This window comes from Candidatus Deferrimicrobiaceae bacterium (genome assembly GCA_036504035.1).
Lineage (GTDB): Bacteria > Desulfobacterota > Deferrimicrobia > Deferrimicrobiales > Deferrimicrobiaceae > JANXPS01.
Genome location: DASXVV010000006.1, coordinates 128735 through 144260, shown reverse-complemented (window position 1 = coordinate 144260; position 15526 = coordinate 128735). Strand labels below are relative to the sequence as shown.

The window sequence follows — 15526 nt, the reverse complement described above, 5'->3', positions numbered from 1 at the left end:
GTCACACGAACTTGATCCGCCGCAGCGCAAACAGCACCATCCGGAGGAGGAGCCAGCCGTGGCGGAAGCGGGAGATCTGGGTCGAGCCGTAGGTCCGGTCGCGGTAGCGGATCGGCACCTCGACGATCTTGAGGTCGAGCTTCGCCGCGCCGAAGATGAGGTCGAAGTCGCCGAAGGGGTCGAAGTCGCCGAAATAGCTTCGTCCGGCGGCGATGCGCGCGTAGTCGCTCCGGAGCAGCACCTTGGTGCCGCACAGCGTGTCCTTGAAGCGCTGATCGAGCAGGAAGCTGAAGGCGAGGCTGAAGAACTTGTTCCCGAGCGTGTTGAGGAAGCGCATCGCCTGCTTTTCCATCGCATAGACGAGGCGGGAGCCGTTGATGAACTCGCCCCGCCCGGAGGCGAGGGCGTGGAAGAACTTCGGCAGCTCCTCGGGCGGCATCGTCAGGTCGGCGTCGAGGATCATCAGGATGTCGCCCGTAGCGGCCGAGAATCCCTTGCGGACCGCATCGCCCTTGCCCCGGCCGTCCCCTTGCAGGATCAGCTTGATGTCGCGATCGGGATAGGCGGCGATGACGCGCTCGATCTCCGCGGCCGTTCCGTCCGACGAGTTCCCCTCGACGAAGATGATCTCGGTATGGCGTCCCATGACGGGCGTCCGGAGGATCGCGTTCTCGATGTTTCCCCGCTCGTTGCGCGCGGGGATGACGACCGAGACGGAAAGCGATTCTTCGGGAACCGGGACGGGGGCCGGGCGCGAGATGACGACCTCGACCAGCGAGAGCTTGCGGAAGAGCGGGAGGTTCGCGAGCACCCGGTTGCAAAAGGCCGCCAGCAGCGGGATGCGGATCGGCAGCAACAGCTTGTAGCCCTGGTGTACCGTCTGGAAGCCGGCAAGCGAGAGGAGGTTCTGCAGGTCTTCGAGGGCGAGCCAGTTCTGCTCCGGCTGGGGGCGCTTCAGCCCGGCCTTTTCCCCGAGCTTCAGCATCGGCTGCCAGAGGTAGTTGAAGTAGGTGATGATGATTCGGGTGCGCGGATGGCAGACTTGGCGCAGCGCGTCGAAGGCGCGCTGGACGTCGTCGAGGTAGCCGATCAGGTCCGACAGGACGACGTAGTCGAACGTCTCGTCGAGCGGAAGCGATTCGGCGTCCCCGACCCGAAAATCGAGGTGGGGGTATTTCTCCTTCGCCTGGGCGACGAAAACCGGGGAGAGGTCGATGCCGACGCCGCGCGACGGCGTCAGGGCATTCAGCAGCTCGCCGGATCCGCACCCGATCTCGAGCACCGAGGCGCCTGGCGGGACGTGGAACCGGATGATCCGCTCGACCGACTCGTAGTAGTAGCGGTTTTTCCTTTTCCAGCGGGCGTCCTCGGGCGCTTGCGCGTCGAACCACCCGGCCTGCTCCGGGCCGTGCATCATGGCCGGCCTTCCCGGTCGCCGTTCCACCCCGCGATCATCGCCTGCGTGATCTTCACCATGTCGCGGAAGGCGTCGACCGGGATCCGCTCGTCGACGCCGTGGATTCGCGCAAGATCCGCGCGGGGCAGCAGGATCGGGGCCAGGCCGTACATGTCGATGCCGAGCTGCCGGTAGAAGCGGGAGTCGGTGAATCCGGTGCTCAGGTAGGGCGCCACGATCGCGTCGGGGTGGACCGACAGGACGGCCGCCTTGACCGCGTCGAAGAGCGGGCCCGACGGCGATCCGGATGGCGGTTCCGAGAAGGCGATCTCGACGGACACGCCGAACTCCCGGACCATCTCGCCCAGGCGGGCGGCCACGGCCTCCGGCGCTTCCCCCGGCAGGATCCGGGCGTCGACGGTCCCTTCCGCCCGCGACGGGATGACGTTGGGCTTGAAGCCCGCCGAGAGCGTGGTGACGGCGAAGGTGTTGCGCAAAAGCGGGTCGAACTCGGGGAAGTCGCGCGCCAGCGCCTCGAGCCTTTCGGCATCGCCGGCCGCGCCCGAAAGCGTCGCCGGGTCGAACGGCACCCGTCCGTGGGCGTAAAGGACCGCGAGCATCTCGCGCACCGGCTCGGTCAGGCGCGGCGGGTCGCGGTGCTCTGCGATCCGGGCCATGGCGCGGGCGAGGCGTCCGGGCGCATCCTGGGGCGACGGTCGGCTTCCGTGCCCTGCCTTCCCCTCGGCCGAGAGCGTCAGCCAGAGCGGCCCTTTCTCCCATGTGTTCACGAGGAAGAATTTCCCGGGTCCGAAGGCGTCGAGCAGCCCGCTGCCCCCCTCGTTCATCCCGACGGCGCGGCCGAGGGAGAAGGGGAGGTTCCGGGCGAAATATTCCGCACCCTCGCCGCCGCCGACTTCCTCGTCTGCATTGGCGATAAAGAAAAGCTTCCGGCGAAGAAGGCCTGCCTCGCGCGCGGCCAGCGCGGCGCAGAGGTGGGCGATCCCCAGGTTCTTGGTGTCGAGCGCCCCGCGCCCGTAAAGGAAGCCGTCGCGGATCTCGGCCGAAAAGGGGGGGACGCTCCATTCCTCCGCCTGCGCGGGCACCACGTCCATGTGGTGGACCAGCACCAGCCCCGGTTCCTCGGTCCCCCCGACGTGGCAGAGCACGTTGGGCTTTTCGGGCGTTGCGCCGGACATCACGGGCGACAGCCCGGCCTCCGACAGGATGCGGCACAGGAAAGCGGCCGCCGCGCGGCAATCGCCCGGCGGGTTCGCGGTATCGATCCGGATGTATTCCTGAAGCAGCAAAACCGGGTCGTTCATTGATTTGTCCCTTCCCGAGCGGCTAGAATGACAGTTTATCGCGTTGCCACCAATTTTCCATCGGAGCGTTTCATGCCCAAGGCGCTGATCACCGGCATCACCGGACAGGACGGCTCGTACCTCGCCGAATTCCTCCTCCTCAAAGGATACGAGGTGCACGGCATCATCCGCCGCGCCTCCACGTTCAATACGAGCCGGCTCGACCACTTCTACGTCGATCCGCACATCGAGTCCGCACGCCTGTTCCTCCACTACGGGGACCTGACCGACGCGGGGCAGCTCACCAACCTGATCTACAACGTCGAGCCCGACGAGATCTATCACCTCGGCGCCCAGAGCCACGTGCGGGTCTCGTTCGACATCCCCGAGTACACGGGCGACACGACCGGCCTCGGAACGACCCGCCTGCTCGAGTCGATCCGCAGGGCGGGACGGAAGCCGCGATTCTACCAGGCGTCCTCGAGCGAGATGTTCGGCGCGACGCCGCCGCCCCAGAACGAGAAGACCGCCTTCTACCCGCGCTCGCCTTACGGCGCCGCCAAGGTCTATTCCTACTGGATGGCGGTCAACTATCGCGAGGCATACGGACTTTTCACCAGCAACGGCATCCTGTTCAACCACGAGTCGCCCCGGCGCGGCGAGACGTTCGTCACGCGCAAGATCACCCGCGCGGTCGCCGCCATCAAGGCCGGGAAGCAGAAAGACCTCTACCTGGGCAACCTCGACGCCCGACGCGACTGGGGCTTCGCCTACGAGTACGTCCAGGCGATGTGGGCCATTCTCCAGCACGAGAAGGGCGACGATTTCGTCGTGGCGACCGGCCAGTCCAACTCGGTGCAGGAGTTCGTCGAGGAGTCGTTCGCCTACGCCGGGCTCGACTGGAAGGAATACGTCAAGATCGACCCGAAATATTTCCGCCCGACCGAGGTCGAGAACCTGATCGGCGACGCCTCCAAGGCGAAGAAGCTGTTGGGCTGGGAGCCGAAGGTGTCGTTCCGCGAGCTGGTGCGCATCATGGTCGACGCCGACATGGAAGAGGCCGGCGTCACTTCGCCCGGCGAGGGCCGCAAGATCCTGGACGAGAAGGGGTTCGTCTTCGGGAGCAAACTGTAGGAAAGGGCGCAGGCAGGCGGGGGGAAATCGGTTAATATCGATTAATGCCGTTAAGTGAAATTAAATGGTTCCTCGTCAAGACCAAGCCGCTCTCTGAAGACCGGGTGTCTTCCCGACTTGCCGATGCCGGATTCGAACTGTTGTTCCCGAAGATCTGCAAGCGGGGCCGACGAAAGGGGGAGGTCGAGAAGCGCCCCTTCTTCCCGACCTACCTGTTCGTCCGCTTTTCATTGGAGCAGTTCCGGCTGATCCGCTACACGCACGGCGTGGCGCGCATCGTCGCGTTCGGCCTCGAGCCGCAGCCCGTCGAGGAGGCGATCATCGCGTCGGTCCGCGCCCGGATGGACGACGAGGGGATCGTCCGGCTGATGCGCAGGCCGGCGACCTGGCAGCCGGGACAGAAGGTGACGATCGGCGACGGTCCCTTCACGGGGATCGAAGCCGTCTTCCTCGAGGAATTGCCCGACCGCGAGCGCGTGGTGCTGCTGCTCGATACCGTATCCCGCTTTCGGGTCACGGTGCCGAAGGATACGATCCAAAGAACATGAAGACCCACTCGATACACGCGGGGGCGGTGGCCGACCGTGGGCGGATGCTGGTTGCCGCGATCGCCCTGCTCGCCGGGGGCCTGGCGACGCCGCCCGCCGCGCGCGCGGCGGAACTGTCGATCGCCCGGGAGCCCGAGATCTACCAGGCGGTCGAGAAGCTCGATGCAGCCGGTTATCTGCCCGGATTCGCGGCGAGCACGCGCCCATACCCCCTCTCCTCCGTCCGGGATGCGGTCGACAACGCCCTGGCGTCGGGCGACCTGCCTTCCGACGGGTTCGACCGAAAGCTCGCGGACTGGCTTGCATGGTATCTCGCGCCGCGTTCGGAAGGGCGGGCCGGGGCCGGATTTTCGCTGACGGATCGGCCGGGTGCGCCCCCGTTGGCCGACGGTGTGCCGGTCCCGCACGGCGGTTCCCTCTTCGCATCGGGCGCCTTTCGCGCCGAGCCGGCCGCATGGTTTTCGGCCCAGGCCTCCGGGGCGGCGTTCCTGGCCGACGGCGATGCCCGCGGGACGCGTCTGCTCGACACGTCGGTCGAGGCCGGCTGGCCGTTCCTGTCGGTAGAGGCCGGGAAGATCTCCACCTGGTACGGGCCGGGGCGCAACGGGGCGCTGATCTTCACGAACAACGCGGCGCCCTATCCCGGCGTCCGGCTGCACAACGCCCGGCCGATCGCCATGCCGGGGCTTCTCTCGTTCCTCGGAACGTTCCGGTACGACCTGTTCGTGGCGCGGCTGGAGGATGACCGCCCCGTTCCCCACCCGTTGCTGTCGGGCGTCCGCCTGTCCATTCGCCCGAGCCGCTACCTCGAGATCGGCGCGTCGCGCGCCATGCAGTATGGCGGCCGGGGCGAACCGAGCGGCCCGTCAGCCTGGTGGACCGCCTTCAAGGGAACGCACGACAACGAGCCCGGCAGCACCGGCAACCAGGAAAGCGGGTTCGATGTCGCGGTGAACCTGCCGTTCCGGCTCCAGCCGGTCCGGCTCTACCTCGAGGCGGCGGGGGAGGACGAGGCGACCATCAAGGAGTTGAACCACCTGCCCGTTCCCAGCAAGTGGGCCTTCCTGGGCGGGATATTCCTTCCATCGGTTTTCGGCTCCTCCCGTGCCGACCTGCGGCTTGAGTGGGCGGCGAACCACCTTTCCGGCAACGGGCCTAGCTGGTACGTTCACGGGCATCACCCGGAAAGCTACCGGGGACGGATTCTCGGGCACCCGATGGGGACCGACGCCCGGCAGCTCGACCTGACCGGCCACTGGTATTTCCTGCCCTCCACATACCTGGAACTCTCGCTCGGCTCGCTTCGCCGCTATTCCCCCGGCGGCCCGCAGGTCGAGTCGACGGTCCGGACCGGGGCGGGGCTGGTCGGCTGGCTGACGGAGAACCTCCGGGCCGAAGGCCGGTTCGGCTCCGAAAGGATTCGCAACGCCGAAGGCTTCGGCGGCGAGGGGCGGACCGACCTTTCGTTCTCGGCAATGCTGGCCTGGCGGGTTGCGGATGGCGGGCAATGAGAGGAAAATGACGGGAATTCCTGATAATGACGGGCAAACCATGCCGAAAATGAGGTTCGATGTGCCATTCGATCGTTTACGCCGCCTCCGGCGATGGATTTTCGCCTTGGTGGCGACGATGCTGCTGTTCGGGCCGGCGATGCCCCTTCGCGCCGAAGACAATCCGGACGCCGGGGTGACGCCCGAGATGATCGATGAGGCGCGGCAAGTGATCCAATCGGGGGCCGAGATTCCGCCCGATGCAAAGCAGTTCCTCGAAGCGCATCCGGAGTTGAAGGAACAGCTGATCCAGGGCGCCAAGAAAAAGGCCGACGAGGACAATAAAGGCAAGGACAAGACATCGTCGAAAACGGGCGCGGTGCCTCCAAACGCGAATGCGGTCTCCGTCAACCCCCCGCCGCTGCCGTCCTACGACTGGCGCAACTCGGTCTACCTCGCCGGGTTGTTCGGAAAGCGGTTGGGCGACAACGAAGCGAAATCCGTCGTCCACTTCGGGCACGACCTGTTCGCCCCGAAGCCCGGCGGCGCCGCGGTCCTCGAGGACATGCCCGTGTCGCCCTCCTTCGTCGTCGGTCCCGGCGACGAGATCGTCGTCCGGACGTGGGGGCGCCTGGAGGGAACGAGCCGGCTGACCGTCGACCGGGACGGGAAGATCTTCTACCCCAAGCTGGGGTCGATGCACGTGGCCGGCAAGACGTTCGGCGAGCTCAAGTCGTACCTGCGGGCGAAGATCGGCACGATGGCCCAGGTGTCGGCCGACGTATCGCTGGGCGATATGAAGGCAAGCCGCGTTTCCGTCGTCGGCGAGGTCCGGTCCCCCGGCTGGTACAACGTCAGCTCCTTCCACACCGCGCTCCAGGCGCTCTACCTGGCCGGGGGGCTCAAGGACATCGGCTCGTTCCGGCGGGTCGAGCTGCGGCGCGGCGGCCGGCTGCTCACGACGATCGACCTCTACGACTTCCTCTTGCATGGCGAAAACTCCGGAGACATCCGGCTTCGGCAGGGCGACACGATCTTCGTGCCGGTGGTCGGTCGGCTGGTCGCGGTCGCAGGAGACGTCCGCCGGCCCGCGATCTACGAGCTGGCCCCCGAGAAGTCGCTGGCCGAAGTCGTGGCGATGGCGGGCGGATTCGCCCCCTCGGCCTTCACGCAGCGGGTGCAGGTCGAGCGGCTCGAGGGCAACACGGCCCGCACCGTCCTCGACACCGACGCCTCGACGATCGCAAAGGGGGGGAGCGCGTTCGACCTGGCTGATGGCGACGTCGTACGCGTGCTGCCCATCCTCGACGCCGAAAAGAATGTCGTCCGGCTCGAGGGCAATGTTGCGCGCCCCGGCAAGTACGAGGCGAAGAAGGGAATGACCGTCGGCGGGCTCCTGCCCGACGAAAAAACGTTCCTGCCCGAGACGGACTTCGACTATGCGCTGCTGACGCGGCTTGTCCCGCCCGACCAGCACAAGGAGATGATCCCGGTCAACCTCCGGGCGATCGTGCTCGAGCGAAAGAAAGAGGCGGACATCGCGCTGCAGGGGGGCGACACGCTCAAGGTGTATCCCCGGGGTGCGTTCCGCGACGGGCGCAAGGCGTCGATCTCGGGCGAGGTGCGGATGGCGCGCGACCTCGTTCCGGCGCCCGTGACCGACAACCAGGCCACGCTCGGCAAGGTGGCCGGCGAGGCCCGTCCCGAAGACAACGTCCTGTCGTTCGACGTGCCGGAAGGCGCGCGCGTCTCCGACCTCGTAAAGCTGGCCGGGGGGCTGTCGCGCACGGCGCTGCTCACCCGTGCCGAGCTGATCCGGGTCGACGCGGGGCGCAACTTCACGACGGTCTACGTCGACCTGGGCAAGGCGCTGTCGGGCGACCCGCAGGCCGATCTCCTGTTGCAGGACGAGGACCACCTTCGCGTCCATTCCGTCTATGAGGCCCGCTACAAGAAAAGCGTGACCGCTTCGGGCGAGCTCAACGGTCCCGGCGAGTACCTGATGACCGACGGGATGCGGTTGTCCGACCTCCTGTTCAAGGCGGGCGGATTCAAGGAGAGCGCCTACGGGAAGGAGGCCGAGCTGGTCCGGCGCGAGATCTCCCCCGACGGCACGCTGGTCGCCACGCAGACGATCGTCGTTTCCCCGTCGAAGGCGATCGCTGGCGACCCGGCATCCGACGTGACGCTCAAGGAAAACGACCTGCTCGTCGTCCGGGCGATGCCCGACTGGTCGACCAGGCAGCAGGTGACGCTGGCCGGCGAAGTGCGTTTCCCCGGCATTTACACGGTCCGGAAGGGCGAGCGGCTCAGCTCGGTGGTGGCCCGCGCGGGCGGATTCACCGGCGATGCCTACTTCCGGGCGGGGCAATTCTCGCGCGAATCCACCCGCGCCTCGCAGCAGGCGGCCATCGACAAGCTGATCGAGGAGCTCGAGCTCGAAATCGCCCAGAAGGCGCAGGAGAGCGGCGCGGCGATCGACAAGGAAGACCTCGATTCCAACCGGGCGCTGCTGGCGGCCCGCCGTTCGCTCATCGCGCAACTCAAGAAGGCCAAGGCGACGGGGCGCGTCATCATCGGCTTGCCCGACGACGGCCGGATCGCGGGCTCCACCGCCGACATCCTGCTCGAAGACGGCGACCGGCTCGAGGTCCCCCGGAAGATGAACGTCGTCAACGTGGTCGGGCGCGTCTACAACCCGACCGGCGTGGTCTTCGATCCGGGGACGCCGACGGTGGGGCACTACCTGCGGCTGGTCGGCGGCCCGACTGAGACGGCCGACCGCGACCACATCTTCCTGCTCCGGGCCGACGGGACGGTCGCCACGGGCGAGACGAGCCGGTCGGGCGGATTCTTCGTCTTCGGCGACCGGGGCGTCCAGTCGGCGAAGGTCGCACCGGGCGATTCGATCGTCGTCCCCGAGAAGCTGGTCCAGACGCGCCTGATGAAGGACATCAAGGACATCACCCAGATCATGATGCAGATCGCCGTGACGGCCGGCGTGCTGCTGAGACTGTAGGACGGGGGAGCGATGGCGGACGGCGAAGGCGTGACGCGGGACGAAGGGGCCGAGATCGACCTCGGCGTCTATTGGGCGGTGCTCAGGCGCGGGTGGTGGAAGATCGGCCTGTTCTCCCTGGTGGTCGGGGTCGCTTCCATCCTGGTCGTGCGGGAGATGCCGAACTACTACCAGGCGACCGCGGTCATCACGCCTCCGGCCGAGGAGAGCAAGATCAACCCGGCCGCGGGGGCGCTTGCCTCGATCGGCCTGCCCGTCGGGAACGCCTCGAAGATCGAGGATCTCGACGCCCTGTTCCGGAGCCGGGACGTGACCGCGCGCGTCTTCTCGAAGCATGACGTTTGGCCGATCGTCCTGGGCGAACGATACGACCCCGGAACCGGGACGCTTCGGCCGGGTTGGCGGGAGCGCCTCATGGCTCGATTCTCCGACGACGCGCAGGCGGGCCGCGCCCGGAAGCCGGGCGACTGGCAGGCGATCCGGGCATCGAATCGTGCGCTCAAACTGACACCCAACAAGAAGGCGGGCACCCTGTCCATCTCGTTCGAGTCGCTGACGGCGGAGGGATCCGCCCGGATCGTGGGCTTCTATCTCGAGGAGGCGAAGAGCCGCCTGCAGGAGGAAGCGCTCGAGCGGGCCGTACGGAACAAGCGGTTCATCGAAGAGCAGATCGCCCGGACGTTCGACCCGCTCGTGCGGGACCGTTTCTACACGCTCTACGGGCAGGAAGCCGAGCGGGAGATGATGGCCAGGAACCGGGAGCAGTTCGGGTTCAAGATCCTCGATTCCGTCCGGGCGCCCGACATGAAGTCCCGCCCCGCACGGGCCAGGATCGTCCTGTCCACAACCTCCGCCGCGGCCGTCTTCGGCTATGTCGTCCTGTTCGCCAGGCGCAAACGGGAATGCCGGGCCGGCTGAGCGATTTCAGAGTGTGTGGTATCGCCTCCATCTTCGCGTATGATCCCCCGGCCTCCCCCGTCGGCCGGAGGCCGGTTCCTTGAGGATTCTCTGCTTGCTGACGGACGCCTTCGGCGGGCACGGCGGGATCGCGAAGTTCAATCGTGATCTGTTGACGGCCCTTTGCGCGAACCCGGCGGTCGAGGAGGTGGTGGCGATTCCACGACTGATGCCGAATTCGGGCGAGGCGCAGCCCCCCAAGCTGAAATACGTGACTGCCGGCCTGGGCGGCAAAGCCCGCTACCTGCAGGTGTTGGCGGCCGAATTGCGGGCGGCCGGCGGCTTTGACCTCCTGGTCTGCGGACACATCAACCTGCTTCCCGCCGCCTGGCCGAGCGCCCGGCTGACGGGCGCCAGGCTTCTGCTGGTCGTCCACGGGATCGATGCCTGGCGACCGACGAACAACCGCGTTTGCAATTCGCTTGCGAGGCGGGTCGACCGGTTCATTTCCGTCAGCAAGTTGACCCGAGACCGCTTCGCCGCATGGACCGGCCTTTCGCCCGAAAAGGGGTTTATCCTGCCGAACTCGGTCGACCTCGCCCGGTTTACGCCAGGTCCCCGGAACGGGGCGTTGGTCGAACGCTACGGGTTGCGCGGAAAGAAGGTCGTGATGACATTGGGGCGGCTGGTGTCGCAGGAGCGATGCAAGGGGTTCGATGCCGTCCTCGATGTGCTCCCCGAATTGGCCCGCGCGGCCCCCGATGTCGCCTATCTGATAGCCGGCGACGGGAGCGACCGGGGTCGTCTTGAAAAAAAAGCGCGTGTGCTTGGCGTGTCGGAGTGGGTCGTCTTCGCCGGAATGATTCCCGAGGACGAGAAGGTCGACCACTACCGGCTTGCCGACGTCTACGCCATGCCGAGCAAGGGGGAAGGATTCGGGATCGTGTTCCTCGAGGCGATGGCGTGCGGCGTGCCGGTCATCGGGAGCAAGAGCGATGGGGGAAGGGAAGCGTTGCGCGACGGAATGCTGGGGACGCTGGTCGACCCCGATTCGAGGGAGGAACTGAAGGCCGCCATCCTGGTGTCGTTCTCCGCGAAAACCGGCGTCGTTCCCGAGGGGCTCGAATACTTCTCGTTCGAGGCGTTCCAGGAAAGGGTGGATGAATTGCTGGCGATCCGGCCTTCGCTTCGCCAGCGTGAGGATTCGACGTGAATTGCCCGCTTTGCGGCTGTCCTGCCGAAGTCATGGCGAAAGATTATCCGGGATATCGGGAATCCAGCCGATTCGACCTGTATGGTTGCAGCGGCTGCGGCAGCGCTTTCGCCTGGCCGATGACGGTGGATGATTCCATATACGAGTGCATCTACAACGCGATCGAACGCGTGCCCGGATACAATCGTTATTACCTTTATTGCTTGAACATCGTCGACGAAAAGTCTCCGCTCGATTTTCTTTGCGGTCGGGAAGAGTCCTATTGGGCCGTTGGTAACGCGCTCAGGGAAAGAAGGGGGAAAGGCAGCAGCGTATCCGTCCTCGAGATCGGGTCCGGCTTGGGATATTTCACCTATGCCCTCAATCGCGACGGATTTGACGCGGTGGGCATCGATCTGTCGCAGGATGCGGTCGACCAGGCGACGCGCAGGTTCGGCCCCCATTATTTCCGGTCCGGCCAGGACGTCGCCGCCATATCCGGGCGAAGCCGGTTCGATGTGCTGGTGATGAATCAGTTGATCGAGCACGTTCCCGACATCCACCGCCTCCTGGAAGAGACATTGGCCCTGCTGGCCGAAGGCGGCGAGATCCTGGTCACGACGCCGAACCGGTCCGCCTTCCCCCGGTCGACCTGGGATTCCGAGCTTCCTCCCGTACACCTCTGGTGGCTTGGGGAAACGTCGCTGAGGTATCTTGCGGAACGGCATCGTCTTGACGTCCGGTTCGTCGATTTCACGGATTTTTACGCGAGCCATTATCGGCAACGGGATCCAGAAGGACCGCCTCGCCCGGGGCGAAGCGTCCTCGACGCAAACGGGCGGATCATCGCTCCCCTCGATCCGAAGGAAAGCCGGAATCCGATCTCCCTGTTCCTCGATGTGACTGGCCTTCTCGCGACGGCAAGGGCGGTGCGAGACCTCTTGACCGGCAGGAAGCGCTGGCGGGGGGGCAGGGGGCCGATCCTTTGCGCCGTATTCACACGGAAGGCGGAAGCGGCGACTTGATCCGGAAATTCGACGTCACGCGCCGAGCGGCCAGAGTCGCGGTCGTCACCGGTATCTCGACGGTCATCGCCATCGCGATTCAACTGGTATCCGTTCCGGTCTGCATGAGTTGCTGGGGAAAGGAAAAATACGGGAGTTGGCTGACGCTTCTGGCCACATTCACGATGCTGCGGACCCTCGAAACCGGCTACGTCTCGTACGTGGGGAACCGAATCAATCTGGCCTACTATCGCGACCGGGACGAGCTGAAACGCAGCCTGGCGTCGTCCGTCGCAGGCCTGTGCGTTATCGGGTGCCTCCAGATGCTCCTGTGCGTCGTGCTTGTGTTGACGGATTGGGCCTCGAATGCTCCACTGATTCTCCTGGTGCCGGCGTGGATTTTTACCGGCGTCTACCCGAGCATTCTGCATCGACTCATGATTCCGGCCGGCATGATGTACCAGGCTGCCTGGTGGGGGATGGGCTTCCAGGTCTGCCAGTTCCTGGCCGTCATGGCGGCAGCGGTTGCGAACCTGTCTCTCTTCCAGGCGACTGCCATTTACGTGTGCGTCCAGGCCATCGTCTACCTGGCTTCCGCAGCCTACATTCGCCGGGTCCTTCCCGATTATTTTCCGTGGTGGCGCGGCGGCGATCCTGTCGCCGGAATCAGGGACCTGGGGCGTTCGCTGGGGTTGACGGGAAGCAGCCTGCTCCAACAGGGGTCCGCCAACGGCCTGGTTCTGATGGTTTCCTTCCTTTCGGGGCCCGCGATGGTCACGATCCTGACCACGGTCCGGACCTTGACTAACCTATGGGCGACGCTGACCGGAGTCCTGACGACGCCGCTCCTGCCGGAGGTCGTGCGTTACCATGCCAATCGGGAGGGGGCGAAGGTAGCCGCATTGCAGGAGGCGCACTGGGCGATCGTCGGCACGGCCGTCAACCTCGGCATCCTGGCCTGTTATCCGCTGATCGCGCCGGCATATGCCCTTTGGACCCGGAGCCGAGTTGCGCTCGACAGGCCCTTGCTCTGCTTTCTGCTCTCGAGCATCTCGATCGTGAGCGCCGGGGCTTTGATGACGCTCTACCTTACGGGGATTAACCACATCCGGGCGCTCCTCGCGTCGTCCTTCGTCCGCGGGGTGGTCAGCCTGGCGGCCGGCGCTCTCCTTTACCGGCGATTCGGTTTCGCAGGGCTGGGAGGGGCCATCCTGCTGGCGGAAGGGATCGTGCTGGCAGTGACCTACCGGTATTTCTTCAAGGCCGAACTCATCGATCTCGGTGTCCGGGTGCGGGGCGACGCGCTTGCGTCCTTCTCCTTGGGCGTTTGTTCGGTGCTGGTATTCCTGATCGCGGAAAGCGTCGGATCGCGCCTTGCGCGGGTGACCTACCCTTTGTCGATCGCAGGGGTGGTCGCCTCCGGATGGATCGGCTGGACCCGCCTTGACCAGGATGTGAAGCGCCAGCTGTATTCGGCCATCTCGGGCAGGTTCCGTCCCGGGATTCCGTCATGACCCGGGGCTGCCGGTGACCGACGGGAATTCGATGGCATCTCTCGGGAGGAAGATCTCGGTCTGCCTGGTCACCTACAATCACGAGAACCTGGTCGAGTCGACCCTTCGCACGGTGCTAGAACAGGACATCGACGGCTATGAGCTACTGGTGAGCGACGACTGCTCCACCGATGGGACGTGGGAGAAGGTCGTCGAGATGGCGGAGACCGATTCGCGAATTGTCCCGATCCGGACGCCGCGGAACCTGGGGATGGCGGGCAATGCGAATTATGTCGTCTCGCAGGCCGCCCGTCCGTACATCGCGCTGCTCCATCACGACGATCTGTACCGGCACGACATGCTCAGGAAATGGGGGGCGCTGATGGATCGCCATCCCGATGCCGGGTTCGTCTTCAACTCGTATGGCGTGCATGGCTCGGACAGGATCGACGATGAGCCGTTCAGCGGCGAATTGATCGATGGGGCCACTTTCCTCGAGCGGCACCTTTTCCCTCGATGGGGGTGCCCCGTCCGCGGCACGGCGTTGATCCGCCGCGATGCCTGGGCGGAAGTGGGCGGGATGCGCGAGGCGTTCGGGTTGCTGGCCGACGTGGACCTTTGGATGCGTCTTGCGCGAAGGTTTCCTGTCGGCTATGTTCCCGAACCGGTCATTGTGACCCGGCAGGAGCGCCCCGATTATTATCCCGGCATCTATACTGGAAGATCGGGATTCTGGAAGCGGCAGCGATTCCTATACGAAATCCACGGGACGAACCGGGAGGAGACTTACCGGGGATTCCGGCGGACATTCGAAATGACAAAGTTCCGCATGCGGGTGACCCGCGAGACGATCAAATGGCTCGGCTATGCGGTGCTGCGAGGAAATATGGAGATGATCGGTCAATCATCGGACGGGATCTGCCGTTTCGAGATGGCGCCCGCGCGGGCGGCCAGGGTTCTTGCCGCGAAATTTTTTCCCGGGGCCGGTCGGCCGTCGGGGAGCGCCCAATGAATTCGAAGTGCAGGATCTGCGGCAATGAAGCGGACAACAGGATTTATGACGCCAGAGAAAGGATGTTCGGATACGGCGACGTATTCCGGTATTTCCAGTGCGCTAGGTGCGAGTGTCTGCAGATTGCGGAGATTCCTTCCGATATCGCGCGATTCTATCCGCGGGATTATTTGTCCTACGGTGCGATTCCCCCCCTCAACCGGATCAAGGGATACCTCACCGGGTTGAGAGATGGATATGTCCTGTCCGGAAAGGGAATCATGGGACGCTTGTTGAATGCGACCAATCCGAATAACACCCTGCGGTTCCTCCGTCCCCTTTCGGTGACGAAGAAGTCCAGGATCCTCGATGTTGGTTGCGGCCATGGTGCCGTGCTGAACTGCCTCCGCGGGGTTGGACTGCGCAACCTCCTCGGAATCGACCCGTTCAATCGGGAAGACCTGCGATACGCGAACGGCCTGGAAATCCGGAAAATGGGTCTCCGGGAAGTCGTCGGGGAATGGGATATCGTGATCTTCCTTCATTCATTCGAACATGTCCCCGATCCCGCCGAAGCGCTGGATACCGTTTCCCGGCTGCTGGCGCCGGGCGGGCCTTGCGTGATCGGGATCCCGCTGGCGTCTTCCTACGCCTGGAATTATTACGGGGTCAACTGGGTCCAGCTCGACGCCCCGAGGCACTATTACCTTCACTCCGTGAAAAGCATGGGGATTCTTGCCGAGCGCGCCGGCCTGAAGATTCGAAAGGTGGTCCACGATTCCACGGCATTCCAGTTTTGGGGCAGTGAGCAATATCTGAAGGGGATATCCCTCAGGGACAAACGATCGTATGCGGAAACCCGGGACGAATCCATTTTCTCGAGGAAGGAAATCGCCGGATTCGCGAATCGCGCAAGGGAGCTGAACGAACAGGGGCGAGGAGACCAGGCTCTGTTTTACCTCGTGAAATCCAACGACCATGCGGGGCGGGAGGCATAATGATCGATAGAGTGCTGGTCCGCCTTGCACTCCTTCTGCCAAGAGGGAGTGATCAAGCGGCTG

At 65.0% G+C, this 15526-nt stretch carries 12 protein-coding genes; 10 read left to right on the top strand and 2 right to left on the bottom strand.

Features of this window, described 5'->3' with window-relative positions; all coding sequences use genetic code 11:
• Position 1: 1 nt before the first annotated feature.
• Positions 2-1417 carry a bifunctional class I SAM-dependent methyltransferase/glycosyltransferase family 2 protein gene (locus tag VGK27_01995; protein ID HEY3488876.1) on the bottom strand — a complete coding sequence of 472 codons (1416 nt, stop codon included), beginning with the start codon at positions 1415-1417 and terminating at the stop codon, positions 2-4.
• On the bottom strand, positions 1414-2718 hold the full coding sequence (locus VGK27_01990; protein HEY3488875.1) for a M20/M25/M40 family metallo-hydrolase: 1305 nt from the start codon (positions 2716-2718) through the stop codon (positions 1414-1416). Before VGK27_01990 ends, VGK27_01995 begins: the two co-directional genes overlap by 4 nt.
• 72 nt (positions 2719-2790) lie before the next feature.
• Here VGK27_01990 and gmd point away from each other — a divergent pair, with 72 nt between their 5' ends.
• The 10 genes from gmd (at position 2791) to VGK27_01940 (ending at position 15463) form a co-directional block, all read left to right on the top strand.
• A complete protein-coding gene (gene gmd, locus VGK27_01985) occupies positions 2791-3831 on the top strand; it encodes a GDP-mannose 4,6-dehydratase (GenBank protein HEY3488874.1) in 1041 nt (346 codons plus the stop codon).
• 44 nt (positions 3832-3875) lie between these two features.
• Positions 3876-4379, top strand: a complete 504-nt coding sequence (locus VGK27_01980; protein HEY3488873.1) for a transcription termination/antitermination NusG family protein — start codon at positions 3876-3878, stop codon at positions 4377-4379.
• Positions 4376-5890, top strand: coding sequence for a capsule assembly Wzi family protein (locus tag VGK27_01975; protein HEY3488872.1), 1515 nt, complete (start codon positions 4376-4378; stop codon positions 5888-5890). Before VGK27_01980 ends, VGK27_01975 begins: the two co-directional genes overlap by 4 nt.
• Before the next feature lie 118 nt (positions 5891-6008).
• Entirely contained in the window at positions 6009-8888 is a 2880-nt protein-coding gene (locus VGK27_01970) for an SLBB domain-containing protein (protein ID HEY3488871.1), read from the top strand.
• 12 nt (positions 8889-8900) lie between these two features.
• Entirely contained in the window at positions 8901-9806 is a 906-nt protein-coding gene (locus tag VGK27_01965) for a Wzz/FepE/Etk N-terminal domain-containing protein (GenBank protein HEY3488870.1), read from the top strand.
• Positions 9807-9885: 79 nt separating this feature from the next.
• Positions 9886-10998, top strand: coding sequence for a glycosyltransferase family 4 protein (locus VGK27_01960; GenBank protein ID HEY3488869.1), 1113 nt, complete (start codon positions 9886-9888; stop codon positions 10996-10998).
• Positions 10995-12002, top strand: a complete 1008-nt coding sequence (locus VGK27_01955; protein ID HEY3488868.1) for a methyltransferase domain-containing protein — start codon at positions 10995-10997, stop codon at positions 12000-12002. Before VGK27_01960 ends, VGK27_01955 begins: the two co-directional genes overlap by 4 nt.
• Positions 11999-13495 (top strand): hypothetical protein, encoded by a 1497-nt coding sequence (locus VGK27_01950; GenBank protein ID HEY3488867.1) that lies wholly within the window; start codon positions 11999-12001, stop codon positions 13493-13495. The genes VGK27_01955 and VGK27_01950 overlap by 4 nt, the downstream gene beginning before the upstream one ends.
• Positions 13496-13526: 31 nt before the next feature.
• Complete coding sequence (locus tag VGK27_01945; GenBank protein HEY3488866.1) at positions 13527-14486, top strand: glycosyltransferase family A protein; 960 nt, start codon at positions 13527-13529, stop codon at positions 14484-14486.
• A 260-nt stretch (positions 14487-14746) separates the two neighbouring features.
• Positions 14747-15463, top strand: a complete 717-nt coding sequence (locus tag VGK27_01940; GenBank protein HEY3488865.1) for a class I SAM-dependent methyltransferase — start codon at positions 14747-14749, stop codon at positions 15461-15463.
• Positions 15464-15526 lie beyond the last annotated feature (63 nt).